Raw genomic sequence first — 25,831 nt, 5'->3', positions numbered from 1 at the left:
CATTGCCTCGCCCGGCACTCCCGGCTAATCGGCGGCCATGGGTCTCAATCTCAATCCCTTCACCTGGTGGAACGGCGCCACCTTCGGCACCTGGATGGGCCTGCGCGGCAAGACGCGCGTGGGCGAGGATCATCTGGGCAACGTCTATTATGAGGGCGGCAAGGACCCCAACGGCATCACCCGCCGCTGGGTGATCTACAACGGCTCGAACGACGCCAGCCGCGTGCCGCCCGAATGGTTCAGCTGGCTGCACCACCAGATCGATTCGGCGCCCGATCAGGCGTTGCCGGCCGCCAAGGCCTGGGAGATTCCCGGCGAAGTGAACCTTACCGGCTCGCAGCTCGCCTATCGCCCCAGCGGCGCGCTGGAGAAGGGCGGCCGCCGTGCCGCTGCCACCGGCGATTACGAGGCCTGGACGCCCGGCGCATGACCGTGCGCCACGCCGGAGCTGCCGCGGCCGGGCTGCTGCTCGCGCTCGGCGCATGCTCGGGCGGGGGCGGCGTGGCCAACAACACGACGAGCGACGAAGTCGTCACCACGGGCGGCGACTCGGACAAGGCCGAGGACGTCATCACCGTCGGCCGTGACGGCAAGGCGGTCGACGATGCGGCGCTGACGCCGATGAAGGACCGCGTCGCGGTGCTCGGCATCCTCAACAAGCGCAACGGCGAGGCGCGCGAGTTCAAGCTCAAGCCCGGCCAGGCCGTGCGGATCGGCGACGTGATCGTGCGCCTGCGCGCCTGCGACAAGACCGCCCCCTGGGAAGCGGACCAGCTCACCGGCGCCTTTGTCCAGGTGGACGTGCTCGAGCTCGACAAGCAGTGGCACCGCGTCCATTCGGGCTGGCTCTTCGCCGAGCGTCCCGCGCTCAACGTCGTCCAGCATCCGATCTACGACGTGTGGCCCAAGAGCTGCGCGATGACCTTCCGCGACAGCGGTCCTGATACCGTGCCGGCGCCGGCTGCGGGCGGATCGGGATCGGGCAACGTGTCGAGCGCGAAGAAGTCGCCGTCGACCGAAGGTGCGCCGAGCGAGAGCCCGGCGGCCGAGTCGCCCAGCGCGCCCGCCAGCAACGCGACATAGTCGTCGCGCGGGATCTCGATCGCGCCGAGCGTCGAGAGGTGATCGGTGATGAACTGGCAATCTAGCAGCGTGAACCCGCCGGCCTGAAGCCGCGCGACGAGGTGCGCAAAGGCGACCTTGGACGCATTTGGTACGCGGGTGACCATCGATTCGCCGAAGAACGCCCGTCCCAGCGCGAGGCCATAGAGGCCCCCAGCGAGTCGCTCGCCGTCCCAGCATTCGATCGAATGGGCGAAGCCGCGGCGGTGCAGCTCGAGGAAGACGCGCTCGATCGGGCCGTTGATCCAGGTGTCCGGCCTGTCCTCGGCACTTTCGGCGCACAGCCGGATGATCGGGCCGAACGCGGCGTCGACGGTCAGGCGGAAGCGGCCGGACTGGATCACCTTGCGCAGCGAGCGCGCGAAGTGGAAGCCGTCGAGCGGCAGCACCCCGCGCAGCTTGGGCTCGACCCAATAGACGCTCGCCGCCTCGCGGTGATCGGCCATCGGGAACACGCCCATGGCATAGGCGCGCAGCACCAGGTCGGGATCGAGCTCCTGCTGCGGGGGATGGGCGCGGCTCACCGATGTCTGCCCTGTGGCGCGGCCGGTATCGTCTGTCCCACGCCGTCCTTCAGGCTGTAGATCGCCACCGTCGCCAACGCGCGCTCTCCTTTCGGTTAGCCTCGCACGAAAAAGGGCCGGCGGGAATGCCCGCCGGCCCTTGATGAAACTCGGACTGCCGCGATCAGGCGTGGCAGACGCGCGAGCCCTTGCCGGGGATCTCGATCGTGGCGTTCTTGGAGGTGCCGGTGACCTTGAAGCCGCCCTCGGCGACGAAAGGCTCGCCAGCGGCCGGCGCCTTGAGCATCGTGCCCGGGCCGTCCTTGGTCTCCTTGATCAGCACCTGCTTGTCGCCCTGGTAGAAGTCAGCGAAGACGATGCTGTTGTCCTTGCAACGCATCGAGACCGAGGCGGCGATCGACGGCGGCAGCTCGACCTTCGGAGCGTTCTTCAGCGCTTCGGCCTGGGGGTCCTTGCTGACCGAGGTGACTTCCTCGGGCTTCTGTTCACAAGCCGCGAGCGAGAAGAGCACGGCGGCGGCGGCGAAAATGGGGGCTTTCTTCATAACGGGCGGGAGCTTTCGTTTACCTTGCAAGAATCGTCAAGCGATTCGTGTTATAGAGTTACATTCGGATTGTGCAGCGCAATAAGATCGCTGGTTTGTTGCGGATCAGTGACATCCACCGGTGTCATTCATGGAATTCGCTCATTTCCGGGATTCTTCCGAAGGCAATTTTTGTGCCGGCACGATCGATTCTGCCGCCCTGCAGCGGGCCGACGGACACAGCGTTGCGCCCGAACTTCTGGTTAATCCGGCCCATCGCGCGGCTGAGCGCGAGCGTGCGAGTCTCGCGCGCGAGCGGATCGTCTGGGGCGAGCGGCCGACGGTGCTTCGGGCCGGCCGGGGAAGGGCGATTCGGATCGGGTATCGACAAGGAACAATGCATGAACACATTCCCCCAGGACAGCCATTTTGGGTCATCCCAGGGTTGACCGGGTGCGGACAGGCTGTGCAGGGTCGGCGGCAGGAGGATGGTTAATGCGCGCACTCGCCCTGGCCTCGTTGCTGGCGCTTTCTGCTTGTGGTTCCAAGGAAAAGGCGGAGGAGCCGGTCGCCGCCACGCCGAGCCCGACCGGGCCGCATCTGGGGGATGTCTCGCTCGATCAGCCGCTGCGCGCCACCGACAATGCGCTGACCTGGTCGCTGGAAGTGGCGCCCGGATCGATCATGATGACGCGCTTCGCCGGGCACGGATCGCAAGGCAGCGTAAGCCAATTCTATCCGGTCGCGCCGCAACTGAGCGACGACAAGGCGGTGTGGACCACCAAGGACACGGCGGGCGCACCGGTGACGATCACGTTCACCAACACCCATTGCACCGAAGGCGGCGATCCCGCGATCGACCGGCCGCTGACCGCCGAAGTGAAGATCGGCGAGACGATGCTCCACGGCTGTGCCGGCGCCCGCCCGGCCGACGGGCTCAACTCGCAGCCGCTCGCCGAGCCGGGGAATGTCGCACTGGCGAATGACTCGGCGGCGGATGAAGTGGTCGGGAACGGGCATTGAGCACCCTTTGAGCCTTTCCCCGGCCTTCGCCGGGGAAAGAAGGTTGCGTCTTTCCGGGGAAGGGAGCCGCGGCCCGGCCTCCGGGGGGAGTAGGCCGGACCGCGGCGGCCGGCGGCGCCCTGGATCGCCGCCGGGAAGCCTTGCACCCTAGAGCGGGCGATCCTGCAGCGGCAGCGACGCGGTGCGGCCCTGCTGGCCGGCGGCGAGATCGACGAGATGGAGGAACTCGCTGCGCCAGCGTGCCTGCTGGCTGAAGCCCCATTGGCTCCCCGCCAGCCGCTTGATGTCGGCGTAGCTCCAGTCGCCGAGCAGATCGTCGCCGCGCAGCTTCTGGGCGAAGCCGGCGACCGCCACGGCAAAGGCCATGTCGCCGCGGGGCAGGGGCGCACCGCGCAACTGGCCGGCCTCGACCGGCCGGGTGATCAGCCGCGAGGCGCCGCCTTCGGGCAGCTTGTAGCGCAGCCGCACCTGGGCCAGCTCGCCGCCTCCGGCACCCAGGCCTTCACCGGCTGCCTGCGGGGCGCGATTGGCGGCGAAGTGGCGATCGGGCAGCCAGCCCCTGGTGCCCGCCGGCACGATCTCGTAGATCGCCGTCACCTGGTGCCCGGCACCGATATCGCCGGCATCGACCTTGTCGTTCTGGAAATCCTGCTCGCGCAGCGCGCGATTCTCATAGCCGATCAGGCGATACTGGCTAACCAGCGCGGGATTGAACTCCACCTGGACCTTCACGTCCTTCGCGATGGTGAACAGCGTTGACGACAGCTCGCTGTCGAGCACCTTGCGCGCCTCCTCGGCCCCGTCGACATAGGCATAGTTGCCGTTCCCCTTGTCGGCGATCGCTTCCATCATCGAGTCGTTGAGGTTGCCCTGGCCAAAGCCCAGTACCGTCAGGGTGACGCCGTCGTCGCGGTTCTTCTCGATCAGCTGTTCGAGCTGGCCCTGATCGGTGATGCCGACATTGAAATCGCCGTCGCTGGCCAGGATCACGCGGTTGATCCCATCCTCGCGGAAATTCTCGCGGGCCAGCGCATAGGCCAGCTCGATGCCTTCGCCGCCCGCAGTGGAGCCGCCGGCGCCGAGCTCGTCGAGGGCGCCGCGCACTTCGGCGGCGCTCGAGGTCGGCTCGAGCACCACGCCCGCGGCGCCGGCATAGACGACGATCGAGACATGATCCTGCGGCTTCATGTTCTCCGCGACCATTCCCAGCGCCTGCTTGACCAGCGGCAGCTTGTCGGGCTCGTCCATCGATCCCGAGACGTCGACCAGGAAGACGAGATTGGCGGGCGGGCGCTGGCTGCGTGCCAGGTCATAGCCGCGCAGCCCGACGCGGAGCAGCCGCGTCTCGGGGTTCCACGGCGTCTGCGCGACATCGGTGGTGACGCTAAACGGTGCACCGCGATCGCCCGGGGCGGGATAGTCGTAGCGGAAATAGTTGATCAGCTCCTCGGCGCGGACCGCGTCCTTCGGTGGTGTCTGGCCTTGGGTGAGGAAGCGGCGGACATTGGCATAGGCAGCGGTGTCGACATCGACGGCGAAGGTGGAGACGGGCTCCTGGGCGACCGAACGGATCGCGGCGACGTCGTTCTTCGCATAGCGCTCGCCCGGCTCGGCGGCAGCGTCGGTGGCTTCCACCATCTCCTGCGAGCCCGCCTGATAGGTCGATGTGCCCTCGTGGCTGTTGCAGCTTGCGAGAAGGATGGCCGGAATGGCCACGGAAATCAGCAACTTGACGCGCATGCAATCTCTCCTGCCTCAATCTTGCCATAAATGTGGCACGATTAAGGCAAAAGCGGCAAGCGGAAAATTCACAGGCTTTTGATGGGATTAAGCCACCAGGCTGCGCAGCGCCTCCCATGCCGGAAGCTTCCGGTCGAAGCCGATCGTGTGGAGCGGGCTGGACGACGGCAGGGCGATGATTCGGTAGTGCGCCGCCGCCGCGCCGAGCTGCCTTGTGCCGGTGCGGTGCGCGGTGCCGCCGTTGAAGGCGATGGCGCGCAGATCGGGCAGGGTGGCGGCGAGCGCTGCGATGTCGTGCCCCTCGACCTCGCGCAGCGCGGCATCAGTGCTGCCGGCTCGCCGGGCGCTGGCGACGACGTCCCACAGGCCGATATGCGCGGCACGGAGCGCGGCGAGGCGCGCGTCATAGTCGAGCGCGGTAAGGTCGCGCCCGGCGGCAGGGGAGATCAGCCGCCAGAACTGGTTCTGCGGATGCGCGTAGTAGCGCTGCTCGGCCAGCGAGCGCTCGCCCGGCAGCGATCCGAGGACGAGCAGGCGCGTGGTGGCGTCGACAACGGGCGGGAAGCTGTGCTTGCGGTCGGTCACGCGGCGATAATATCGGTCTTCGCGAAATCGTCGCCCTTGTAGAGCAGGGGCTCGGCAGTAGCCTTTGCCAGGGCGTAAGCGAAGCAGTCGCCGAAGTTCAGGCGGGCGGCGTGGCCGGAGCCGATGCCATATCGCTTATAGGCGGCATGACCGATCCGGGCTTGCACTTCGGTGACCGGCTCGATCTCGATCGAGCCCCGTTCCATCAGCAAGGCGAGCTGGTCATCCAGCTGGTGATTGCGTCGCACCAGGACGGCGGAAAGCTCGATCCAACTACCGCCGGAGATCACGCAACGCTCCGCGTCAACGATGGCTTCGACGAAGGATCGCGCCTCGGCCTCGCCGAGCAGGATAGCCATGATCGCCGAGGTATCGACGATCATTTGGGCAGGCCATGCTCGTCGTAAATCTCGTCCATGATCTCCTTCGAGGTCTTGCCGTGCCAGTCTGCAGGCATGGCCGCGCGGAACTCATGGCTGATCTCCATGATCTTCGTGATCAGCTCTTCGCGCTCTGCCTCGCGCCTGCGCGCCTTTTCCTCGAGTGCCTCGCGGATCGTGGCAGTGACAGATATGCCCAGTTCGTTCGAGAGTTCACGCGCCAGGCGGATCGTCTCGGCGTCCTTGATGTTGAGCTGCGCGCCCATCCTTCTACCTCCGGTCGCTGCCTTTCTACCATGGCTTGCACGGCCATGAAACGGGTGTAGCGTGGCGCCATGGCAGCCAAGATCACCCGCTACAGCGATTTCTGGCCCTTCTATCTGCGCGAGCATGCCAGGCCGTGGACGCGCGGCATGCACTATGTCGGAACCGTGCTGACGCTGTGGTTCCTGCTGCTTGCGCTCGGCGGGGCGGGATGGTGGTGGTGGCTGGCGATCCCGCTGGCGGGCTACGGCTTTGCCTGGGCCGCGCATTTCGGCGTCGAGCACAACCGGCCGGCGACCTTCACCTATCCGCTATGGTCGTTGGCGTCGGACTATCGGATGTTCTTCCTGTGGTTCGCCGGCAGGCTCGATCCGCATCTCCAGCGGGCAGGCGTGGCCGCCTAGCCCTCGGCCAGCACCTTGCCGCCCAGCCGGGTGAGCGCCGCAGCGAGCGGGCTGGCGGGATAGGGCATCGGTTCGGAAAGCAGGATCAGATCGGCGGCGCCGTCATGCTCGGCGGCGAGTGCGGCGATCGGCTCGGCGATGTCGAAGGTGAGGCTGGTCGAGGGATGGGCGTCGCGTTCGGCCTGCCAGCGGGCGTGGCGGATGCCGGCGGTCCAGAGCGACACGCCGCGGCCCTCGATCGCGACGAAGCCCAGTTCGCGGGCCTTGGCGGTGGTGCGCAGCAGGCGTCCGCCATCGGCGCAGTCGAGGTCGAGGATGCGCACCGAGCGGTGGCCGTGATTGCGAAGCTCGGCGAGCGCCTTGGCGATGCGGGCGTCGCAGGGGCCGTGTCGCGGTCCCTCGGGCTCGGTTGACAGGCCCGCGCGGCGCAGCAGGCCGCCGAGCGAGAATTGGGTGGCGGTCATCGGTTGTTCTCCTGGGTGTGGGATCCCGTCCTCAGCGACAGGGATCCCGGAATCCGGCGGTGGGCCGGGGTGCGCCATTCGTCTGCACGCGGACGAATGGCGCGAGGACGCGGGCGAGCACGATCCACATGCATCAGTGCGACAGGATCGAGCGGAGCGGATCGGTGGCGAGCACCATGCGCGATCCCGGGAAGGCGCGGCACTCGGACATCGCGAAGCGGATCGCCGCCTCGCGCGAGCGGAACAGCCCTTCGAGCAGGCCGTCCGCTTCCTGGACGACCCAGTGGCCGGCGCGGTCCTGGCCGACGCGCAACACATGTTCGGAACGCTGCACCATATGCACTCCTTCAGAGGTACGGAGGGCGAGATAGGAGCGGGCGCCATTAAGCTTCGAGAGGGAGTTTGGGCGCGGGCGTAAGCAAGGCGTAAAGCTCGTGGGGGGCGCCGGCTCAGTAGACGGGAGAGTCCCGCCGGGTCAGCACATATTGTTCCGGCCCGACATGGGTTCTCGACCAACCATCGCCTTCCGGCGGCTGGCTGGCGCTGCTGCCCGAGAGATCCATGCTCCACACATAGAGTTTGCTTGCCAGCACCTTGCGCAAATAGGCGGTCAGGGCAAAGGCGAGCGCCATGCCGAGCAGCGCAGAGCCGATCGGTTCGGGAAGGCCGAGATTGGGAAGGGCCAGGCGATGCCGCGCCAGCCACGGCCCATATTCCTGCGCCACCAGGCCCGTCGCCCAGCCGACGATGCACAGCCAGAAATAGTCCAGGCTCCGCGTCATCCAGATCTGGCTTCGCGATACCGAATAGACCCGGCTGCCGCGCTTGGAGAGGAATATCTTGTGGAGGTCGCCTTCGACTTCGCGCTCGAGCATGTCGATATGGTGCTCCCATACCTGCTGCCAATGGCGTCCGCCAGGTGCCCGAAATGGGAGATCAGCAGGCCTAATATGGCGAGCAGCAGGATGACGGGCAGGAACTGGCGTGCTTCGGGCCGAAAGGAGAGGCCAAGGGCTGCGAAGATGGCTGCCTGTGTCGTGAAGAAATAGGTGCCGCGCTTCCAGATCAGCTCGATCTCTGTCGTGCGCAATTCATATGCTCGGTCGAGCGCCGCTGCTTGCATCTCAGGTGTGAATAGCGCCGGATCGCCCGGATAGAGCAAACTCCGATACGCATTTCTGTTTTCGCTGAGATCTTCGAGCATCGCTCCACTCCCTCCGACCTTATCGCGGATCGAAAGCCCTGATAGCAATCCTTGTCGTGCGGAAGCTCTCGCTGCGCTTGCTCCCGCACCCATTCCCCTCCATCTAGCGGCCATGCATTCCACATCCGATACGCTGGCACTGATCGGCAACACGCCCTTGGTGCGCCTGAAGGGGCCGAGCGAGGCCACTGGCTGCGACATCTATGGCAAGTGCGAGTTCGCCAATCCCGGCGCCTCGGTGAAGGATCGGGCGGCGCTCTACATCGTCAACGACGCCGAGGAGCGCGGCGCGATCCAGCCGGGCGGCACGATCGTCGAGGGCACGGCGGGCAATACCGGCATCGGCCTGGCGCTGGTCGCCAACGCCAAGGGCTACAAGACGATCATCGTGATGCCCGAGACGCAGAGCCGCGAGAAGATGGACACGCTGCGCGCGCTCGGCGCTGAGCTGGTGCTGGTGCCGGCGGCACCCTATTCGAACCCGGGGCATTTCGTGCACACCTCGCGCCGCATCGCCGAGGAGACGCCGAACGCGATCTGGGCCAATCAGTTCGACAATATTGCCAACCGCAAGGCGCATATCCTGGGCACCGCCGAGGAGATCTGGGCGCAGATGGACGGGCGGATCGACGGCTTCACCTGCGCGGCGGGCACCGGCGGCACGATCGCCGGCGTGGGGTTGGGGCTCAAGGCGCGCGACGAGAAGGTGTGCATCGCGCTCAGCGACCCGCATGGCGCGGCGCTCTACAGCTATTATCAGTGCGGCGAGCTCAAGGCCGAGGGCAGCTCGGTGGCCGAGGGCATCGGCCAGGGGCGGATCACCGGCAACCTCGAAGGCGCGCCGATCGACGCCCAGTTCCGCATCTCCGACGAGGAAGGCCTCGAATGGGTCGAGCGGCTGCTCAAGGAGGAGGGGCTGTGCCTCGGCCTGTCCTCGGGCATCAACGTGGCGGGCGCGGTGCGGCTGGCGAAGCAGCTGGGACCGGGCAAGCGCGTAGCCACCATCTTGTGCGACACGGGTTTCCGTTATCTTTCAACGCTCTATAATGCCGAATGGCTGGCCGCCAAGGGATTGCCCGTGCCCGAATGGCTCGCGCGCGGGTGAACGACACGTCTCGACAATGGGGCGGTTGGGCGTTACATTTATGCAACAGATATGAGTGTGGGATCGCCTGAAGCCGCCCAGATGATGCAACGCGTGTTCGTTGGTCTGACCGGGCTCGCCGTCGTGACGGTGCTGATCGTGCTGGCAAGCGCGGTCGTCGCCTGGCGTTCGCAGGACCTGCCGGTCTCGGCGATCGGCGGCGCCAACAGCAGTGTCGTGGCCAACATCACCGGCGTGGGCAATTCGCTCGGCGAGAAGACCAAGGAAGAACCGCTCGCCGAACTCGGCGCGGCGCCCAGCACTACCTCGACCGAGAAGGTCGACGCCGCGGAGATCGCGCGGCAACAGCAGCAACAGGCGCAGCAGCAATAGGTAGCTGTTCCCCGGCGAAAGCCGGGGTCCAGGGTTTCTCTACCGTGTTGCTTGTGACCCTGGGCGCCGGCTTTCGCCGGGGAACTGCAGGGTAGGCTGCTCGCCTATTCCATCCACAACTGCTTCGAAAACCCGGCCGAAAAGCCTTGAATAGCTAACGAAACTGGTTAACGCGCGCCGATTTTCGCGGCGACTCGCCGGATTTCTGCGGTTTTTCGAAGATAGGCATCTGTCCCGCCGACTCCGCCTCTGCTATGCCTGATCCAGCGAAAAACGGGGAAATTGCGCCACTTGGCCCATTTTCCCGGGATGGCCGGGGATTTGGCCCCACTTCAGGAATTACCCTTAGCGATTGCGGGTTTCCCGTACCCGAATGCGAGAACAGATGCGAACAAAAGACGATTCAAACTGGTATATCGCCCAAAAACGGGGCTGAGTGGGGGAAATTCCCGCTCTATCCCCAATTCTCCCGTTGTATCCCCGAGCGCTTGTTGGTAAAACGAGATGCTTAAGAGGGGGCACACCCTTTTCATCGTCATTTTAAGCGCCGGAGCGGCCGTGGGGGTTGATTCCGGAGACGGGAAAGCTGTGCCCATTGGGGTTTTGGCGTGGCGGACAGGGAGCTCTTCGAGGGATTTGCGCTCCAGGCGGTCGACCAGAAGGGTCGCGTCGCCATTCCCGCAGACCTGCGCAACGCCGCCGAGCGCAATTCCGACATCCGCCAGATCGTCGTGGGCCTCCACCCGTTCGATCCGTGCCTCTCCGCGCACGACCTGAGCTGGTCCAAGGAAAAATACGACCGCATCGATCGCCGCGAGCAGCTCGACGCCGATCGCGGCACCGAGGTGGACTATCGCGCCAAGCGCCGCGCCTTCGGCCAGGTCGAGAAGGCGCCGTACGATGACTCGGGCCGCTTCGTGATCCCGCCCTTCTTCAAGATGAAGGCGGGCATCCAGAAATGGGCGCTGTTCTACGGCAGCGGCGAGACCTTCGACATCTGGGCGCCCGAGCGCCTGATGAGCGATCCGCAGGCAGACCCCACGCTGCGCGAGATCTGCGAGTATCTGTGCCAGGCGAAGGGAGTGACGCTGTGAGCTCCCCGACCGAGCCCCATATCCCCGTGCTGATGACCGAAGTGGTCGACGGCCTCGCCCCTGTGCCCGGCGAGCGCCATGTCGACTGCACCTTCGGCGCAGGCGGCTACACCAACGCCATCCTCGAGCGGGGTGCCGAGGTGGCCGCCTTCGATCGCGACCCCCGTGCGATCGAAGGCGGCCAAACTCTCGTCGCCCAGGCCAATGGCCATCTGATCCTGATCGAAGCCCCGTTCAGCCAGCTGGAGAGCGAGCTCGAGCGCCGCGGCCTCGTGCCCGTCGACGGCGTGACGATGGACATCGGCGTGTCGTCGATGCAGCTCGACCAGGCCGAGCGCGGCTTCTCCTTCCAGCAGGAAGGGCCGCTCGACATGCGCATGGCCGGCGAGGGGATGACCGCGGCCGAATGGCTGAACGAGGCGGACGAGGGCGACATCGCTGACGTGCTCTACGAGTTCGGCGAGGAGCCGCGCTCGCGCCGCGTGGCGAGCGCGATCGTCCGCGCGCGCCCGCTGGCGACGACGACCGACCTCGCCAATGTCGTCCGCAAGGCGCTCGGCCACAAGCCGCACGACAAGAAGGACCCGGCGACGCGGACCTTCCAGGCGGTGCGCATCTTCATCAACCGCGAGCTCGACGAGCTGGCGGAAGGCCTGGCCGCGGCCGAGCGCGTGCTCAAGCCCGGCGGCCGGCTGGCGGTGGTGACCTTCCACAGCCTGGAAGACCGGCTGGTCAAGCGTTTCCTGCGCGAGCGCAGCGGCAGCGAGCCCGCCGGTTCGCGCCACCGCCCGGCCGTCGGCCCGCGCGCCGAGCCCAGTTTCGAACCTCCCGCCAAGGCCGTGAAGCCGGGCGATGACGAGGTTGCCCGTAATCCGCGTGCCCGCTCGGCCACGCTGCGCGTCGCGCGGCGGACTGCAGCGGCGCCGTGGTCCAGTGAAGGAGTTGCGTGAGATGTCGGTTCAGAGCTTCAAGGGACTTGGGTGGTTCCTCTGCGGCGTTGTGGTGGCGCCGGCATGCTACATGGTCAACTCGCACGGCGCGGCCGAGCAGGCCCGGCTCAACGGGATGAAGACTGCGATCCTGCAGGCGCAGAAGGACATCCGCAGCCTGGAGACCGAGTTCCAGACGCGCGCGAACCTGGCGCAGATCGAGCGCTGGAACGGCGAGGTGCTGGCGCTTGCGGCGCCGGCTCCCGGCCAGTATCTGGCCGGCGAAACTGCGCTGGCCAGCCTCGACCAGCCCGCGCAGATTCAGAACGCTTCGCTGATCGTTCCGACCGGCGCGCCGGCGGCTCAGCCCGTCGCAGCGGTGGCGACGGCATCGGTCCAGCCGGTGCAGGCGGCCCCCGCAGCAGCGGCGCCGGCTTCGGGCAAGAGCGTGGCGCAGCAGGACAGGGAACTTCACGCACTCATGCAAAAGGCGGACAAGCGGGTGGCGATGGCCGACAAGGGCGTGCTCAGCACCTCGACCATCGATGACCTGAAGAAGCTGGCGCAGCGCGAGAAGCTGGCGCTCCGTTGATCGTCGTCGTCGCCCCGCCGGCCCGCAAGGGCCGTACGGGCGATGCCCGTCAGGCGCTTGTCGCCACCGCCCAGGTCCGCCTGATGATCCTGTCGATCCTGTTCGGGTTCGGCATGCTGCTCGTCGTCGGCAAGCTCGCCTTTCTCGCGATCTGGGCAGAGCCGGCGACGGCGCGCGACATCGCGACCACGCTGGTGCCGCCGCGCGGCGACATCGTCGACCGGCGCGGTGCGCCGCTCGCCCGCTCGATCGATGCCTGGACGATCGCGATCCACCCGAACCAGGTGATCGGCGACAAGGCCGAGCTGGCCAAGCAGCTCGCGGCGCTGATCCCCGATCAGAGCGCCGAGCGCTATTATGCGATCCTGAAGTCGAACACCGGCTTCGCCTATCTCAAGCGCAACGCGATGCCCGAGCTGGTGAGCCAGGTGAACGCGCTGGGCCAGCCGGCGGTCGAGTTCCAGCGCGAGAATGACCGGCTCTATCCGCAGTCGACGCTCGCTGCGCACGTGCTCGGCTATATCGATAGCACCGGCCATGGCCGCTACGGCATGGAGCAGGTGCTCGACGCGCAGCTCTCCGATCCCGCCAAGCGCGGCGAGCCGGTGGCGCTGTCGCTCGATCTGCGCGTGCAGGCGGCGCTGGAGAACGAGCTGGGCACCGCGATGACGCAGCTCCAGGCGCGCGGCGCCGCGGGCGTGATCCTCGATGTCGAGACCGGCGAAGTCATTGCGATGACGTCGCTTCCCGCCTTCAATCCCAACGCGATCGGCGGCCCGCCGCCGCGCAACAACGTGACGCAGAGCGTCTATGAGCTGGGGTCGACCTTCAAGCCGATCGCGGTTGCGGCGGCGATCGATACCGGCACGATCACCTCGATGTCGCGCCGCTTCGATGCGACGGTACCGCTCCAGATCGGCCGCTTCAAGATTCACGACGATCCGGGCGACGAGCAGTTCCGCTGGCTCAACATCCCGGAGACGCTGATCTATTCCTCGAACATCGCCACCGCGCGGATCGCCGACGAGCTGGGCGCGGAGAAGATGCAGGAGATCTTCCGTCGGCTCGGCTTCGACAAGAAGCCCGAGATCGAGCTGGGTGCGAGCGCGCGGCCGCTCTGGCCGTCGAGCTGGGGCCGGGTCACGGTAATGACTACCGCGTATGGCCATGGCATCGCGGTGACCCCGCTTCACCTCGCCACGGCCTATGCCGCGCTGGTCAATGGCGGGATCCTGCGCCCGGCGACGCTGCGCCGGGTCGATCCCGCGCGCCCGCCCCAGGGCACGCGCGTGTTCAAGCCGGAGACCAGCGCGCGGATGCGCCAGCTGCTGCGCCTGATCGTGCTCAAGGGCACCGGCCGCAAGGGCGATGCGCCCGGCTTCCGCATCGGCGGCAAGACCGGCACGGCGGAAGCTGCGAGCGAAGGTGGTTACGACAAGCATCGTAACGTTTCGACCTTCGCGGCGGCTTTCCCCATCGACGCGCCGCGCTATGTGATGATCGCCATGCTCGATTCGCCCAAAGCCAATCCCTCGATCGGCGTCTATCGCACCACCGCCGCCTGGACGGTGGCGCCGGTGGTCGGCCGCGTGGTGAGCCGTACCGGCTCGCTGCTGGGCGTGGTGCCTGACGCGAACCGCGATATCGACGAGCGCGAGCTGCTGCCGCTGATCTGGGCAGGCCCCGACGCCGACAAGAAGGATCCCGAATGAAACTCGGCGCGCTGACGGGGGGCGGGGAGAGCGCCGTCGTCACCGGATTTGCCATCGACCACCGCAAGGTCGCGCCCGGCACGATCTTCGGCGCCTTCGAAGGGGCGCGGTTCAACGGTGAGGACTTCATTGCCGATGCGGTGAAGGCCGGCGCGGTCGCGATCGTCGCCCGGCCCGGGGCGAAGGTGGAAGGCGCGCTTCACATCGCAGACGAGAATCCGCGCGAGAAGTTCGCCCGGCTGGCGGCGAAGTTCTTCGCGCCCTTCCCGGGCACCGCGGTGGCGGTGACGGGCACCAACGGCAAGACCTCCACCGTCGAGATGACCCGCCAGCTCTGGCGGATGCGCGGCTTCCACGCCGCCTCGATCGGGACGCTGGGCGTCACCACTGCGGACGACACGGTGAGCACCGGCCTCACCACGCCCGACATCGTCACCTTCCTCTCGAACGTCGCCGGGCTGGCGCGCGAGGGCGTGAGCCATGTCGCGTTCGAGGCCTCGTCGCACGGCCTCTCGCAATACCGGACCGAGGGCCTGCCGGTGAAGGCCGCGGCATTCACCAATCTCAGCCGCGATCACCTCGACTATCACGGCGACATGGAAACCTATTTCCACGCCAAGATGCGCCTGTTTGCCGATGTGCTCGACATGGACGGCGGCACGGCGGTGGTGTGGGCAGACGATCCCAATTCCCCGCGGATCGAGGATCTGGCGCGGGCGCGCGGCAACAAGCTGATCACCGTGGGCGAGCATGGCAGCACGCTGCGCCTGGTGGGCCGCGAGCCGACGCTGCTCGGCCAGGGGCTGGTGATCGAGGCCGAGGGCAAGACGCACAAGGTAAACCTGCCGCTGATCGGCGCCTATCAGGCCGCCAATGCGCTGGTCGCCGCCGGGCTGGTGATCGCGACGGGCGGCGACGTGGCGCAGACGCTGGGCGACCTCAGCCGGCTCCAGCCGGTGCGCGGGCGGCTCGAGCGCGCGGTGATCACCAAGGTCGGCGCGCCCGTCTATGTCGACTATGCGCACACCCCCGATGCACTGGAAGCGGCGATCTCGGCGCTCAAGCCGCACACCAGGGGCAAGCTGATCATCGTGTTCGGCGCCGGTGGCGACCGCGACACCGGCAAGCGCGCCCCGATGGGCCAGGCAGCGACGGCGGGCGCCGACGTGGTGATCGTCACCGACGACAATCCGCGCTCCGAGGATCCGGCGGCGATCCGCGCCCAGGTGCTTGAAGGCGCGCCGGGCGCGATCGAGATTGGCGGGCGCCGCGAGGCGATCAAGGCCGCGATCGACATGGCCGGGAGCGAGGACATCGTGCTGGTCGCCGGCAAGGGACACGAGCAGGGCCAGATCGTTGGCGACATGGTGCTGCCGTTCGACGACGTCTCCGTGGCGCGGGAGTGCGCGGCGTGAAGGCGGGCTTTTCCTTCTTAAGCCCCTCCCCTTCAGGGGAGGGGTTTGGGGTGGGGCATGTGTCTCACCGAGACTATCGCTCGCGGACGGCCCCCACCCCAACCCCTCCCCTGAAGGGGAGGGGCTTATGAGCGTTCGCCTTTGGACTTCCTCCGAGATCGCCCAGGCGACCGGCGGCACGGCGTCTGCGGACTTCGAAGTCTCGGGCGTCGCCTTTGATTCGCGCGAGGTGGGGCAGGGGGATCTGTTCCTCGCGCTCAAGGGCGAGACCACCGACGGGCACAAGTTCCTCGGCCAGACCTTCGCGCAGGGCGCGGCGGGCGCGGTCGTCTCGCAGCCGACCGACTATCCGCACGTCACCGTGGCGGACACCACCGCGGCGCTCGATGCGCTGGGCGTGGCGAGTCGTGCGCGGATGCAGGGCAAGGTGATCGGCGTCACCGGATCGGTCGGCAAGACCGGCACCAAGGAAGCGTTGTTCGCCGCGCTGGAGCGCAATGCCCCCGGCCATGCGCATCGCTCGGTCAAGAGCTACAACAACCATACCGGCGTGCCGCTCAGCCTCGCCCGGATGCCGCGCAATGCGCGGTTCGGCGTGTTCGAGATGGGCATGAACCACGCCGGCGAGCTGGCGGCGCTGACCCGGCTGGTGCGTCCGCACGTCGCGATCGTCACCACGATCGCCCCGGCGCATATGGGCTTTTTCGCCGATGAAGCGGCGATCGCCGATGCCAAGGGCGAGATCTTCCAGGGACTGGAGCCCGGCGGCACCGCGATCGTGCCCTTCGATAGCCCGCACCGTGACCGGCTGATCGCGGCGGCGAAGCCCTATGCGGCAAAGATCGTCAGCTTCGGTTTGGGCGAAGGCGCCGATTACCGCGCGGTCGAGACGATGCGCACGCGGACGGGGGGTACCTTCGTCACGGCGCGCTTCGGGCAGCGCGAGCTGAGCTTCACCCTCTCGCAGCCGGGCGCGCACTGGGTGTCGAACGCGATGGCGATCCTCGCCGCGGTCGATGCGGTGGGCGGCGACCTCGAGCTGGCGGGCCTTGCGCTTGCCGAGCTGGGCGGGCTGGCCGGGCGCGGCGCACGGCTGGTGGTGCCTACCGGCAGCGGCGAGGCGCTGGTGATCGACGAGAGCTACAACGCCAACCCCGCCTCTATGCGCGCGACGCTCGAGGTGCTGGCGCACGAGAAGGGCCGCAAGCTGGCGGTGCTCGGCGAGATGCGCGAGCTGGGCGAGCATTCGGCTGCCTTCCACGCCGAGCTCTCCGGCCCGATCGAGGCCGCCGGGGTGGATTATGCCATTCTCGTCGGCGAAGCGATGGCGCCGCTCGCGGAGGCGCTTGAGGGGCGCGTCGATTTCGTCCATGTGCCCGACGCGGCGACCGCGCTGGGCAGGCTCGATGACATGCTCCAGTCCGGCGACGCGGTTCTCATAAAAGGGTCGAACGGCGTGCGGCTTGGTACCGTGGTCGCGGCGTTGGCGGAAAGGGCACCTGCCTGATGTTGTACTGGATCGCGGACCTGCTCGGCTTCCCCGGGGTCTTCAATCTGTTCCGCTATCTCTCGTTCCGCACCGGCGGTGCGGTGGCGACGGCGCTGCTGCTCGGGCTGGTGATCGGGCCGCGCTTCATCGGCTGGCTGCGCGTCCGCCAGGGCAAGGGGCAGCCGATCCGCGACGATGGCCCGCAGAGCCATCTCGCCAAGCGTGGCACGCCGACGATGGGCGGGCTGATGATCCTCACCTCGCTCATGCTCTCGCTGCTTTTGTGGATGGACCTGCGCAACCCCTATGTCTGGGCGTGCATGTTCGTCACCTTCGGCTTCGGCATGATCGGCTTCCTCGACGATTACGACAAGGTGCGGAAGCAGAAGACCGCGGGCGTATCGGGCAAGGTGCGCCTGATCGGCGAGTTCGCGATCGCGGGCATCGCCGCGGCGATCATCTGCTCGCAGAACGGCACCCAGCTCTACGTGCCCTTCTTCAGCGGCTTCCATCCCGACATCAGCTATTTCTACATCGCCTTCGCCGCCTTCGTGATCGTCGCGTTCGGCAATGCGGTGAACCTCACTGACGGGCTCGACGGGCTGGCGACGATGCCGGTGGTGATCGCCAGCATGGCGTTCATGCTGATCGCGTACCTGGCCGGCAACAAGGTGTTCGCCACCTATCTGGGCATCCCCCACGTGCCGGGCGCCGGCGATCTGGCGATCTTCTGCGGCGCGATGGTCGGCGCGGGGCTGGCCTTCCTGTGGTTCAACGCGCCCCCGGCGGCGGTGTTCATGGGCGATACCGGCAGCCTGGCGCTGGGCGGCGCGCTCGGCACGATCGCCGTCACCACGCACCACGAGCTGGTCCTCGGCATCATCGGCGGCCTGTTCGTGATGGAGGCGCTCAGCGTCATCATCCAGGTGTTCTTCTTCAAGCGCACCGGCAAGCGCATCTTCAAGATGGCGCCGATCCACCACCATTTCGAGCAGCTCGGCTGGTCGGAGCCGACGGTCGTGATCCGCTTCTGGATCATCGCCTTCGTGCTGGCGCTGGCGGGTCTCGCGACGCTCAAGCTTCGGTGATCACCAGCACCACCTGGCGCGGCAAACGCTATGCGGTGCTCGGGCTTGCGCGCTCGGGGCTGGCGACGGTCGACGCGCTGGTGGCGTCGGGCGCCGAGGTCGTGGCGTGGGATTCCAGCGAGGTTGCGCGCACCAGGGTGCAGGGCGCCGAGCTTGCCGATCCCGTCGAGATCGACCTGACCGGCTTCGCCGGCATCGCGGTGTCGCCGGGCGTGCCGCTCAATACGCATCCGATCGCGCTCAAGGCAGCGACTGCGCACGTCCCCGTGATCGGCGACATCGAGCTGTTCGCCGAGGCCCGCGCCGAGATGCCCGCGCACCGCGTTGTCGGGATCACCGGCACCAACGGCAAGTCGACCACCACCGCGCTGATCCACCATATTATCGAGACCGCCGGCATTCCCGCGCGGCTTGGCGGCAATATCGGGCTGCCGATCCTGGGGCAGGAGCCGCTGCCCGAAGGCGGCGTCTATGTGCTCGAACTCAGCAGCTACCAGATCGACCTCACGCATAGTCTCAACTGCGATGTCGCGGTTTTGCTCAATATCACCCCCGATCATCTCGATCGCTATGCCGGTTTCGAATCCTATGCGGCATCGAAGGCGCGGCTGTTCGCGATGCAGAGCAAGGGCCATGCCGCGGTGATCGGCATCGGCGACGCGCCTTCCGCTGCGATCGCCCGCGAGGTCGCGGTGTCGGGGCGCAGCGAGGACCTGACGAAGATCGCGCCCGGCGTGTGCATGGACCAGTCGCGCTGGCCGGCGCTGCAGGGGCCGCACAACGCCCAGAACGCGCTTGCCGCGATCGCCGCCTGCGAGGCGCTCGGCATCTCGAAGGCCGCGATCGACAAGGGGCTGGAGAGCTTCCCCGGCCTGCCGCACCGCATGGAACGGGTGAAGACCATGAACGGCGTGCTGTTCGTCAACGACAGCAAGGCGACCAACGCCGATTCCACCGCCCCGGCGCTCTCGGCCTATCCGAAGATCCATTGGATCCTGGGCGGCAAGGCCAAGACCGACGATCTCGACGCGTGCCGGCCCGGTTTCCCGCATGTCGTGAAGGCCTATACGATCGGCGATGCGGGCGAGATGTTCGCCAAGCTGCTCGAAGGCGAGATGCCGGTCGAGCGCTCGGGCACGCTCGACGTCGCAGTGCAGAGCGCCGCGGCGCAGGCACAGCCGGGCGAGGTGGTGCTGCTGTCGCCGGCCTGCGCCTCGTTCGACCAGTTCAAGGATTATGAGGCGCGGGGCCAGGCCTTCCGCGATGCCGTGGAGGCATTGGGATGAGCGAGACCGTGCCGCAGGAAGCGGTGCCCGAGGCCCGCCGCCGCGGCCAGCCTCAATTGGGCCGCGCGAGCAAGACGCGCGCGGGCATGTGGTTCTGGGAAGTCGATCGCGTGCTGCTCACGCTGGCGCTGATGCTGATCGCGATCGGCCTGGTCGCCGTCGCCGCCGCGTCGCCCGCCACTGCGCGCCGCTATTCCGACGCCAGCCACATCATGCCGGCGATGCACTATTTCTGGCGCCAGCTCGTCTGGGTCTGCGTCTCGGTGCCGGTGCTGATCACCGTGTCGATGCTGCCGGTCACGCTGGCGCGGCGGCTGGCGCTGATCGGGGCGGGGGTCTTCATCGTCTGCCTCGCGCTGGTGCCGATCCTCGGCCACGAAGTGAACGGTGCCAAGCGCTGGATCGGCCCCGAGTTCGCCGCCTTCCAGCCTTCCGAGTTCCTCAAGCCGCTGTTCATCGTCTCCACCGCCTGGATGCTCAGCTTCCGCGCCAAGGATCCGCAGCTGCCGGTGCTGTTCATCACCGGCGGGCTCACCGCGCTGGTGGGTGTGCTGCTGATGCTCCAGCCGGACTTCGGCCAGACGATCGTGTTCGGCAGCGTGTGGCTGATCCTGCTGATGATCTCGGGCATTTCGCCGGCGGCGATCGCCGGGCTGGGCGGCACGGCGGTGGCCGGCGTGGTCGCGGCCTATCTCTTCTACGGCACCGCGCGCACCCGCATCGACAACTTCCTGTTCCCCACCAAGGACGCCGCGCTTGCCGAGCGCTACCAGGTGGAGATGGCGCACGACACGCTCACCTCGGGCGGGCTGCTCGGGCGCGGGCCGGGCAACGGCATCATGAAGTTCAAGCTGCCCGAGGGACACACCGACTATATCTTCTCGGTGATCGGGGAGGAGTTCGGGCTGATCGCCTGCGCCGTGATCGCCACGCTCTATTTCGCCATCGTCATCCGCGTGCTGATGAAGCTGCTCGACGAGGACGACGCCTTCCGCCTGCTCGCCGCGGCGGGGCTGGCGGCACAGTTCGGCGTGCAGTCGCTGATCAACATGGCGGTGAACACCGGCATCGCTCCGTCCAAGGGCATGACCTTGCCCTTCATTTCCTATGGCGGCTCGTCGATGATCGCGCTGGCGATCGGCTATGGGTTGCTGCTCGCCTTCACGCGCCGAAACCCGTATCTGAAGCGCTCGCCCTATACCGGCCGCTGGAGCACCAAAGCATGACTCAGTCCCGAAGCTATGTCCTCGCAGCCGGCGGCACCGGAGGGCATATGGTGCCCGCGGCCGCACTGGCGGCGGAGCTGGCCGAGCGGGGCCATCACGTCGCGCTGGTGAGCGACGATCGCGGCGTGCGCTTCCCCGGCCTGTTCGACGGCGTCGAGACGCATGTGCTTCCGGCCGGTCGGCTGGGCGGCGGCCCGCTCGGCTATATCCGCGCGGCGGGCAAGATCATGGCCGGCCGCTCGATGGCGCTGCGGCTCTACAAGGAACTCCAGCCCTCGGCGGTGATCGGGTTCGGCGGCTATCCGGCGCTGCCGGCGCTGCTCGCCGCGTTCCGCGCGGGCCTGCCGACGATCATCCACGAGCAGAACGCCGTGCTCGGCCGGGTCAACCGCTTCGTCGCCGGCCGCGTCGATGCGATCGCGACTTCCTATGATCAGGTCGACCGGCTCAAGCCCGGCTGGCAGGCCAAGACGCATCTCGTCGGCAATCCGGTGCGCGAGGCGGTGCTGGCGCTGCGCAGCCGGCCCTATCCGCTGCTCGAGGAGGACGGCATTTTCCGCGTGCTCGTCACCGGCGGCAGCCAGGGCGCAACCGTGCTCAGCCAGGTGGTGCCCGACGGGCTGGCGTTGCTTCCGGTCCATTTCCGCCGCCGGCTGCAGGTGACGCACCAGGCGCGGCTCGAGGATATCGAGACGGTGCGGGCGAAGTACCAGAACCACGGCATCCCGGCCGATGTCTCCACCTATATCACCGACATGGCCGACACGCTCGCCTGGTCGCACATCGTGATCGCGCGCGCCGGCGCTTCGACCATCTCGGAGCTGACCGCGGCGGGCCGCCCGGCGATCCTGGTGCCGCTGCCCAGCGCCACCGACGATCACCAGACTGCCAATGCGCGCGAGATCACCGCCGCCGGCGGCGCCCGCACGATCTCGCAAAAGGCGTTCACCGCGGCGGAGCTGGCCAAGCAGATCCAGAAGCTCGGGCTCGATACCCAGGGTCTCGAAAACGCCGCGGCCCGGGCGCGCAGCGTCGGCCGGCCCGACGCCACGCGCGATCTTGCCGATCTTGTCGAATCCATCGATGCGCCGGAGGCTCCGATCAAGGGCCAGCGCATCTCCATGCAGGGAAGGCCAGCGTTCGCATGAAGGGTGTCGCAAAGGACATCGGTACCATCCATTTCGTCGGTATCGGCGGCATCGGCATGTCGGGCATTGCCGAGGTGATGCACAATCTCGGCTATAGCGTGCAGGGTTCGGACGTGGCTGAGGGCTATGTCGTGCAGGGGCTGCGCAGTCGCGGCATTCCCGTCACCATCGGCCACAAGGCGGAGAATCTGGGCGATGCCGCGGTGGTGGTGGTCTCCACTGCGATCGTGCGCACCAATCCCGAGGTCGAGGCCGCCTATCAGCGCCGCATCCCCGTGGTGCGCCGCGCCGAAATGCTCGCCGAGCTGATGCGCCTCAAGTCGACCATCGCTGTGGCGGGCACGCACGGCAAGACGACGACGACCTCGATGGTCGCGGCGCTGCTCGATGCCGGCGGGGTGGATCCGACCGTGATCAACGGCGGCATCATCAACCAGTATGGCTCGAACGCGCGCCTCGGCGACAGCGAGTGGATGGTGGTCGAGGCCGACGAGAGCGACGGCAGCTTCCTGCGGCTCGACGGCACCTATGCCATCGTCACCAACATCGATCCCGAGCACCTCGACCATTATGGCTCGTTCGACCGGGCGAAGGACGCCTATGTCGAGTTCGTCGAGAACGTGCCTTTCTACGGTGCGGCGCTGCTCTGCCTCGATCATCCCGAGGTGCAGGCGATCATCCCGCGCGTCCGCGACCGCCGGATCGTGACCTATGGCTTTGCCGCCAGCGCCGATGTGCGCGGCGTCAACGTCACCCCGCATCATGGCGGCAACCGCTTCGAGGCGATCATCCGCAACCGCGACGGCACCACCCGCTCGATCGAGGGGATCGAGCTGCCGATGCCGGGCCGCCACAATGTCCAGAACGCGCTCGCCGCGATCGGTGTGGCGCTCGAGCTGGGCATCCCCGATGCGACGATCCAGCAGGGCTTCGCCAAGTTCGGCGGCGTCAAGCGGCGCTTCACCAAGGTCGGCGAAGTGAACGGCGTCACGATTATCGACGATTACGGCCACCACCCGGTCGAGATTCGCGCGGTGCTGGCGGCGGCGCGCGAGAGCGCCGAGGGCAGGGTGATCGCCGTCGTCCAGCCGCACCGCTTCACGCGGCTGAGCAATTTGATGGACGAGTTCGCCCAGGCCTTCAACGACGCCGACATGGTTTATGTCACGCCGGTCTATGCCGCGGGCGAGCTGCCGATCGACAGGGTGAATTCCGATGCGCTGGTCGAGAATGTCCAGCGGCGCGGCCACCGCGCGGTCGCTTCGATCGATAGCGAGGATGCGTTGGCGCGCACGCTCGCCGGGGTGATCCAGCCACGCGACATGGTGATCTGCCTCGGTGCAGGCGACATCACCAAATGGGCCGCCAACCTTGCCGGCGCGATCGAGGACGCGAAGGCGGAGAGCGCGGCGTGAGCCAGGTCGCCACCGCGCTCCCTCCCGTGCGCGGCAAGCTGACTTCAGGTGCGCCGCTGGCGCCGCTCGTCTGGTTCAAGAGCGGCGGCGCTGCCGAGTGGTTGTTCGAGCCGGCCGATGCCGAAGACCTGTCGGCCTTCCTGGCGGCGCTCGATCCCGAAGTGCCGGTGATGGGGCTGGGCCTCGGCTCGAACATGATCGTGCGTGACGGCGGCGTGCCGGGCGTGGTGGTTCGGCTCGGCAAGGCCTTTGCCGGGGTCGAGCAGCTCGATCCGACGACCTTGCGCTGCGGCGGCGGGGCCTCGGGCATCCTGGTTTCGTCCAAGGCGCGCGACGCCGGTATCGGCGGCGTGGAATTCCTGCGCTCGATCCCCGGCACGGTCGGGGGCTTCGTGCGGATGAACGGCGGCGCCTATGGCCGCGAGGTCAAGGACGTGCTGGTCGAGTGCGAGGTCGTGCTGCGTTCGGGCGCGCGGCGCGTGCTTGAACTGGCGGCGCTGGGCTATACCTATCGTCACAGCGAACTGCCCGAAGGCGCGATCGTGATCAGCGCGACCTTCCGCGGGCATGCCGAGGAACCGGCGGTGATCCAGGCCGAGATGGACCGCATCGCCGCGGCGCGCGAGGAATCGCAGCCGCTGCGCTCGAAGACCGGCGGCTCGACCTTCAAGAACCCGGACGGGCACAAGGCCTGGGCGCTGATCGATGCGGCCGGCTGCCGCGGCCTGATGCGCGGCGATGCGCAGGTCAGCGAAAAACACTGCAATTTCCTGCTCAATCTGGGCAATGCTAGCTCGGCAGACATCGAGGCGCTGGGCGAGGACGTCCGCGCCAAGGTGAAGGCGCAGTCGGGGGTTGAGCTGGAGTGGGAAATCCAGCGGATAGGGATCGATAAGTGAGCAAGTTGCACGTCGCCGTATTGATGGGTGGCTGGTCGGCGGAGCGCGAGGTGTCGCTGATGTCCGGCGCGGGCATCGCCGACGCGCTGGAAAGCCTGGGGCACCAGGTAACTCGCATCGACATGGACCGCGACGTCGCCGCGAAGATCGCGGCGGCGAAGCCCGATGTGGTGTTCAACGCGCTGCATGGCACCCCGGGCGAGGACGGCACGGTGCAGGGCATGCTCGACCTGATGGGCGTGCGCTATACGCATTCGGGGCTGGTCACCTCGGTGATCGCGATCGACAAGCAGCTGACCAAGCAGGCGCTGGTGCCGCACGGCATCTCGATGCCCGGCGGTCGCATGGTGAAGACCGAGGAGCTGCACCAGGCCGATCCGCTGCCGCGCCCCTATGTGCTCAAGCCGGTCAACGAAGGCTCGTCGGTGGGCGTCGCCATCGTCACCAAGGAAGGCAATTACGGCAATCCGATCGCGCCCGATGCGCGGGGCCCGTGGCAGGAGTTCGACGAGCTGCTCGCCGAGCCGTTCATCCGCGGGCGCGAACTGACCACCGCGGTGTTGGCCGGCGAGGCGCTCGGCGTCACCGAATTGAAGCCCAAGAGCGGCTTCTACGACTATGACGCCAAATACACCGACGGGCTGACCGAGCATGTCTGCCCGGCCGAGATCCCCGACGAGATCGCCGAGGCGTGCAAACGCATCGCGCTCGAGGCGCACAAGCTGCTCGGCTGCAAGGGCACCTCGCGCTCCGATTTCCGCTGGGACGACAGCATGGGCCTTGCAGGACTGTTCCTGCTCGAAGTGAACACCCAGCCGGGCATGACGCCCTTGAGCCTGGTGCCCGAGCAGGCGCGCCACCTCGGCATCTCCTATCCCGAGCTGTGCCAGCGCATCGTCGATGAGGCGCTGGGCGAGGTGGATCGCGGATGAGCCGGCCTCCCGCCAAGCGGACGGCCACCCGTCGCGGGGCGAAGCCGGCGCCGAAGCGCAAGCAGCAGGCGCGGCGCAAGCAGCCCGGGCTGATGGACCAGTTGCTCGCCGCGCTGCCGTTCAGCCAGGCGACGCTCACCCGCATCGCGACCTGGGGCATCGTCGGCATGTTCGGCATCGGCGCGGTCACCGTCGCCACCTGGTTCGGCGTGCCGCAGATCATCGGCACCGGCGCGGCCCAGGCGGTGGGCGAGGCGGGGCTGCGCGTCGACACCATCCAGATCAACGGCCTCAAGCGGATGGACCGCATGACCGTCTATCAGCAGGTGCTCGATCAGAATGCCCGCGCGATGCCGCTGGTCAACCTGGCCGATGTCCGCGCCAAGCTGCTAGCCTATCCGTGGATCAAGGACGCCCGCGTCTCGCGCCGGCTGCCCGACAAGCTGCTGATCGACATCGTCGAGCGCGAGCCCGCGGCGATCTGGCAGAATCACGGCCAGCTGATGCTGATCGATCCCAGCGGCGTGCCGCTCGAGCCGGTCTCGCGCGAGGCGATGCCCGATCTGCCGCTGCTGATCGGCGACGGCGCCAATTCGATGGAGCCCGCCCGCCGCGACCTGATGGACAGCGCGCCTGCGCTCAAGCCGCTGGTCCGCGCCGCCACCTGGGTGGGCAACCGCCGCTGGGACATCATCTTCGACACCGGCGAGAAGCTCCAGCTCCCCGAAGGCGAGGGCGAGGCCAAGACGGCGCTCAAGACCTTTGCCGAAAAGGACGGTGCGCTGCGCCTGCTCGGTCGCGGCAATCTGGGGTTCGACATGCGCGATCCCGACAGCGGCAACCTGGTCGTGCGCCGGCCCGCGGCGATCGGCGCACCGCCTGCAACCGGATTATGA

Annotated in this window: 30 protein-coding genes and 1 pseudogene; 20 read left to right on the top strand and 11 right to left on the bottom strand. The window is 67.6% G+C overall.

Annotated elements, in window-relative coordinates; translation table 11 throughout:
- The first annotated feature begins 37 nt into the window (after window positions 1-37).
- Together P6144_RS09250 and P6144_RS20435 are read left to right on the top strand one after the other, a co-directional pair.
- Entirely contained in the window at window positions 38-430 is a 393-nt protein-coding gene (locus P6144_RS09250; RefSeq protein ID WP_277767468.1) for an NADH:ubiquinone oxidoreductase subunit NDUFA12, read from the top strand.
- Window positions 427-855: pseudogene (locus tag P6144_RS20435) on the top strand (DUF2155 domain-containing protein); the annotation flags it as partial. The gene P6144_RS09250 and the pseudogene P6144_RS20435, both read left to right, overlap by 4 nt.
- 35 nt (window positions 856-890) lie before the next feature.
- Here P6144_RS20435 and aat read toward each other — a convergent pair.
- From aat to P6144_RS09230, 3 genes are all read right to left on the bottom strand, one after another.
- Window positions 891-1,646: a leucyl/phenylalanyl-tRNA--protein transferase gene (aat, locus tag P6144_RS09240; protein WP_277767467.1), complete on the bottom strand. Its 756-nt coding sequence runs from the start codon at window positions 1,644-1,646 to the stop codon at window positions 891-893.
- Window positions 1,647-1,809: 163 nt separating this feature from the next.
- The gene (locus tag P6144_RS09235; RefSeq protein WP_277767466.1) at window positions 1,810-2,190 is read right to left on the bottom strand and encodes a hypothetical protein; all 381 of its coding nucleotides are present in this window, start codon (window positions 2,188-2,190) and stop codon (window positions 1,810-1,812) included.
- A 124-nt stretch (window positions 2,191-2,314) separates the two neighbouring features.
- Window positions 2,315-2,674 carry a hypothetical protein gene (locus P6144_RS09230; protein ID WP_277767465.1) on the bottom strand — a complete coding sequence of 120 codons (360 nt, stop codon included), beginning with the start codon at window positions 2,672-2,674 and terminating at the stop codon, window positions 2,315-2,317.
- On the opposite strand from P6144_RS09230, the gene P6144_RS09225 reads away from it, so the two are divergent.
- The gene (locus P6144_RS09225) at window positions 2,665-3,192 is read left to right on the top strand and encodes a hypothetical protein (RefSeq protein WP_277767464.1); all 528 of its coding nucleotides are present in this window, start codon (window positions 2,665-2,667) and stop codon (window positions 3,190-3,192) included. The two genes, P6144_RS09230 and P6144_RS09225, sit on opposite strands and share 10 nt — an antisense overlap.
- 147 nt (window positions 3,193-3,339) lie before the next feature.
- Here P6144_RS09225 and P6144_RS09220 read toward each other — a convergent pair whose 3' ends face one another.
- The 4 genes from P6144_RS09220 to P6144_RS09205 all read right to left on the bottom strand — a co-directional run bounded on the left by P6144_RS09220 (window position 3,340) and on the right by P6144_RS09205 (window position 6,163).
- Window positions 3,340-4,932, bottom strand: coding sequence for a VWA domain-containing protein (locus P6144_RS09220; RefSeq protein ID WP_277767463.1), 1,593 nt, complete (start codon window positions 4,930-4,932; stop codon window positions 3,340-3,342).
- Between the two features lie 87 nt (window positions 4,933-5,019).
- On the bottom strand, window positions 5,020-5,517 hold the full coding sequence (locus P6144_RS09215; protein ID WP_277767462.1) for a DNA-deoxyinosine glycosylase: 498 nt from the start codon (window positions 5,515-5,517) through the stop codon (window positions 5,020-5,022).
- Window positions 5,514-5,900, bottom strand: coding sequence for a type II toxin-antitoxin system VapC family toxin (locus P6144_RS09210; protein WP_277767461.1), 387 nt, complete (start codon window positions 5,898-5,900; stop codon window positions 5,514-5,516). The genes P6144_RS09215 and P6144_RS09210 overlap by 4 nt, the downstream gene beginning before the upstream one ends.
- Entirely contained in the window at window positions 5,897-6,163 is a 267-nt protein-coding gene (locus P6144_RS09205; RefSeq protein ID WP_277767460.1) for a type II toxin-antitoxin system VapB family antitoxin, read from the bottom strand. The genes P6144_RS09210 and P6144_RS09205 overlap by 4 nt, the downstream gene beginning before the upstream one ends.
- A 69-nt stretch (window positions 6,164-6,232) precedes the next feature.
- Between P6144_RS09205 and P6144_RS09200 the strand changes: the two genes are divergently transcribed.
- The gene (locus P6144_RS09200) at window positions 6,233-6,565 is read left to right on the top strand and encodes a DUF962 domain-containing protein (protein WP_277767459.1); all 333 of its coding nucleotides are present in this window, start codon (window positions 6,233-6,235) and stop codon (window positions 6,563-6,565) included.
- Here the strand turns inward: P6144_RS09200 and P6144_RS09195 are convergent.
- The 4 genes from P6144_RS09195 to P6144_RS09180 all read right to left on the bottom strand — a co-directional run bounded on the left by P6144_RS09195 (window position 6,562) and on the right by P6144_RS09180 (window position 8,233).
- Entirely contained in the window at window positions 6,562-7,029 is a 468-nt protein-coding gene (locus tag P6144_RS09195) for a hypothetical protein (protein WP_277767458.1), read from the bottom strand. The genes P6144_RS09200 and P6144_RS09195 overlap by 4 nt on opposite strands.
- A 133-nt stretch (window positions 7,030-7,162) precedes the next feature.
- On the bottom strand, window positions 7,163-7,366 hold the full coding sequence (locus P6144_RS09190; RefSeq protein WP_277767457.1) for a hypothetical protein: 204 nt from the start codon (window positions 7,364-7,366) through the stop codon (window positions 7,163-7,165).
- A 112-nt stretch (window positions 7,367-7,478) separates the two neighbouring features.
- Complete coding sequence (locus P6144_RS09185) at window positions 7,479-7,811, bottom strand: hypothetical protein (RefSeq protein ID WP_277767456.1); 333 nt, start codon at window positions 7,809-7,811, stop codon at window positions 7,479-7,481.
- On the bottom strand, window positions 7,808-8,233 hold the full coding sequence (locus P6144_RS09180; RefSeq protein WP_277767455.1) for a hypothetical protein: 426 nt from the start codon (window positions 8,231-8,233) through the stop codon (window positions 7,808-7,810). The genes P6144_RS09185 and P6144_RS09180 overlap by 4 nt, the downstream gene beginning before the upstream one ends.
- A gap of 112 nt (window positions 8,234-8,345) precedes the next feature.
- On the opposite strand from P6144_RS09180, the gene P6144_RS09175 reads away from it, so the two are divergent.
- The 16 genes from P6144_RS09175 to P6144_RS09100 all read left to right on the top strand — a co-directional run bounded on the left by P6144_RS09175 (window position 8,346) and on the right by P6144_RS09100 (window position 25,831).
- Entirely contained in the window at window positions 8,346-9,338 is a 993-nt protein-coding gene (locus tag P6144_RS09175) for a cysteine synthase A (protein WP_277767454.1), read from the top strand.
- Window positions 9,339-9,389: 51 nt separating this feature from the next.
- Complete coding sequence (locus tag P6144_RS09170) at window positions 9,390-9,710, top strand: hypothetical protein (RefSeq protein WP_277767453.1); 321 nt, start codon at window positions 9,390-9,392, stop codon at window positions 9,708-9,710.
- A 608-nt stretch (window positions 9,711-10,318) separates the two neighbouring features.
- The gene (locus tag P6144_RS09165; RefSeq protein ID WP_116842477.1) at window positions 10,319-10,804 is read left to right on the top strand and encodes a division/cell wall cluster transcriptional repressor MraZ; all 486 of its coding nucleotides are present in this window, start codon (window positions 10,319-10,321) and stop codon (window positions 10,802-10,804) included.
- A complete protein-coding gene (rsmH, locus tag P6144_RS09160; protein WP_277767452.1) occupies window positions 10,801-11,754 on the top strand; it encodes a 16S rRNA (cytosine(1402)-N(4))-methyltransferase RsmH in 954 nt (317 codons plus the stop codon). Before P6144_RS09165 ends, rsmH begins: the two co-directional genes overlap by 4 nt.
- A 1-nt stretch (window position 11,755) precedes the next feature.
- Complete coding sequence (locus P6144_RS09155; RefSeq protein WP_277767451.1) at window positions 11,756-12,325, top strand: hypothetical protein; 570 nt, start codon at window positions 11,756-11,758, stop codon at window positions 12,323-12,325.
- Window positions 12,322-14,037, top strand: coding sequence for a penicillin-binding protein 2 (locus tag P6144_RS09150; RefSeq protein ID WP_277767450.1), 1,716 nt, complete (start codon window positions 12,322-12,324; stop codon window positions 14,035-14,037). The genes P6144_RS09155 and P6144_RS09150 overlap by 4 nt, the downstream gene beginning before the upstream one ends.
- Window positions 14,034-15,452, top strand: a complete 1,419-nt coding sequence (locus P6144_RS09145; protein WP_277767449.1) for a UDP-N-acetylmuramoyl-L-alanyl-D-glutamate--2,6-diaminopimelate ligase — start codon at window positions 14,034-14,036, stop codon at window positions 15,450-15,452. Before P6144_RS09150 ends, P6144_RS09145 begins: the two co-directional genes overlap by 4 nt.
- A gap of 127 nt (window positions 15,453-15,579) precedes the next feature.
- Entirely contained in the window at window positions 15,580-16,959 is a 1,380-nt protein-coding gene (gene murF / locus P6144_RS09140; protein ID WP_277767448.1) for a UDP-N-acetylmuramoyl-tripeptide--D-alanyl-D-alanine ligase, read from the top strand.
- Window positions 16,959-18,029, top strand: coding sequence for a phospho-N-acetylmuramoyl-pentapeptide-transferase (gene mraY, locus P6144_RS09135; RefSeq protein WP_277767447.1), 1,071 nt, complete (start codon window positions 16,959-16,961; stop codon window positions 18,027-18,029). The genes murF and mraY overlap by 1 nt, the downstream gene beginning before the upstream one ends.
- Entirely contained in the window at window positions 18,026-19,315 is a 1,290-nt protein-coding gene (gene murD, locus P6144_RS09130; protein WP_277767446.1) for a UDP-N-acetylmuramoyl-L-alanine--D-glutamate ligase, read from the top strand. Before mraY ends, murD begins: the two co-directional genes overlap by 4 nt.
- On the top strand, window positions 19,312-20,541 hold the full coding sequence (locus P6144_RS09125; protein WP_277767445.1) for a putative peptidoglycan glycosyltransferase FtsW: 1,230 nt from the start codon (window positions 19,312-19,314) through the stop codon (window positions 20,539-20,541). Before murD ends, P6144_RS09125 begins: the two co-directional genes overlap by 4 nt.
- On the top strand, window positions 20,538-21,689 hold the full coding sequence (murG, locus tag P6144_RS09120; RefSeq protein WP_277767444.1) for an undecaprenyldiphospho-muramoylpentapeptide beta-N-acetylglucosaminyltransferase: 1,152 nt from the start codon (window positions 20,538-20,540) through the stop codon (window positions 21,687-21,689). The genes P6144_RS09125 and murG overlap by 4 nt, the downstream gene beginning before the upstream one ends.
- A complete protein-coding gene (gene murC / locus P6144_RS09115; RefSeq protein ID WP_277767443.1) occupies window positions 21,686-23,104 on the top strand; it encodes a UDP-N-acetylmuramate--L-alanine ligase in 1,419 nt (472 codons plus the stop codon). The genes murG and murC overlap by 4 nt, the downstream gene beginning before the upstream one ends.
- Window positions 23,101-24,003, top strand: coding sequence for a UDP-N-acetylmuramate dehydrogenase (murB, locus tag P6144_RS09110; protein ID WP_277767442.1), 903 nt, complete (start codon window positions 23,101-23,103; stop codon window positions 24,001-24,003). The genes murC and murB overlap by 4 nt, the downstream gene beginning before the upstream one ends.
- Window positions 24,000-24,935, top strand: coding sequence for a D-alanine--D-alanine ligase (locus P6144_RS09105; RefSeq protein ID WP_277767441.1), 936 nt, complete (start codon window positions 24,000-24,002; stop codon window positions 24,933-24,935). Before murB ends, P6144_RS09105 begins: the two co-directional genes overlap by 4 nt.
- The gene (locus P6144_RS09100; protein ID WP_277767440.1) at window positions 24,932-25,831 is read left to right on the top strand and encodes an FtsQ-type POTRA domain-containing protein; all 900 of its coding nucleotides are present in this window, start codon (window positions 24,932-24,934) and stop codon (window positions 25,829-25,831) included. Before P6144_RS09105 ends, P6144_RS09100 begins: the two co-directional genes overlap by 4 nt.

This window comes from Sphingomonas sp. HITSZ_GF, from assembly GCF_029543155.1.
Lineage (GTDB): Bacteria > Pseudomonadota > Alphaproteobacteria > Sphingomonadales > Sphingomonadaceae > Sphingomonas.
The sequence above is the reverse complement of the archived record's forward strand: the minus strand, read 5'-3'. Positions and strand labels throughout refer to the sequence as shown.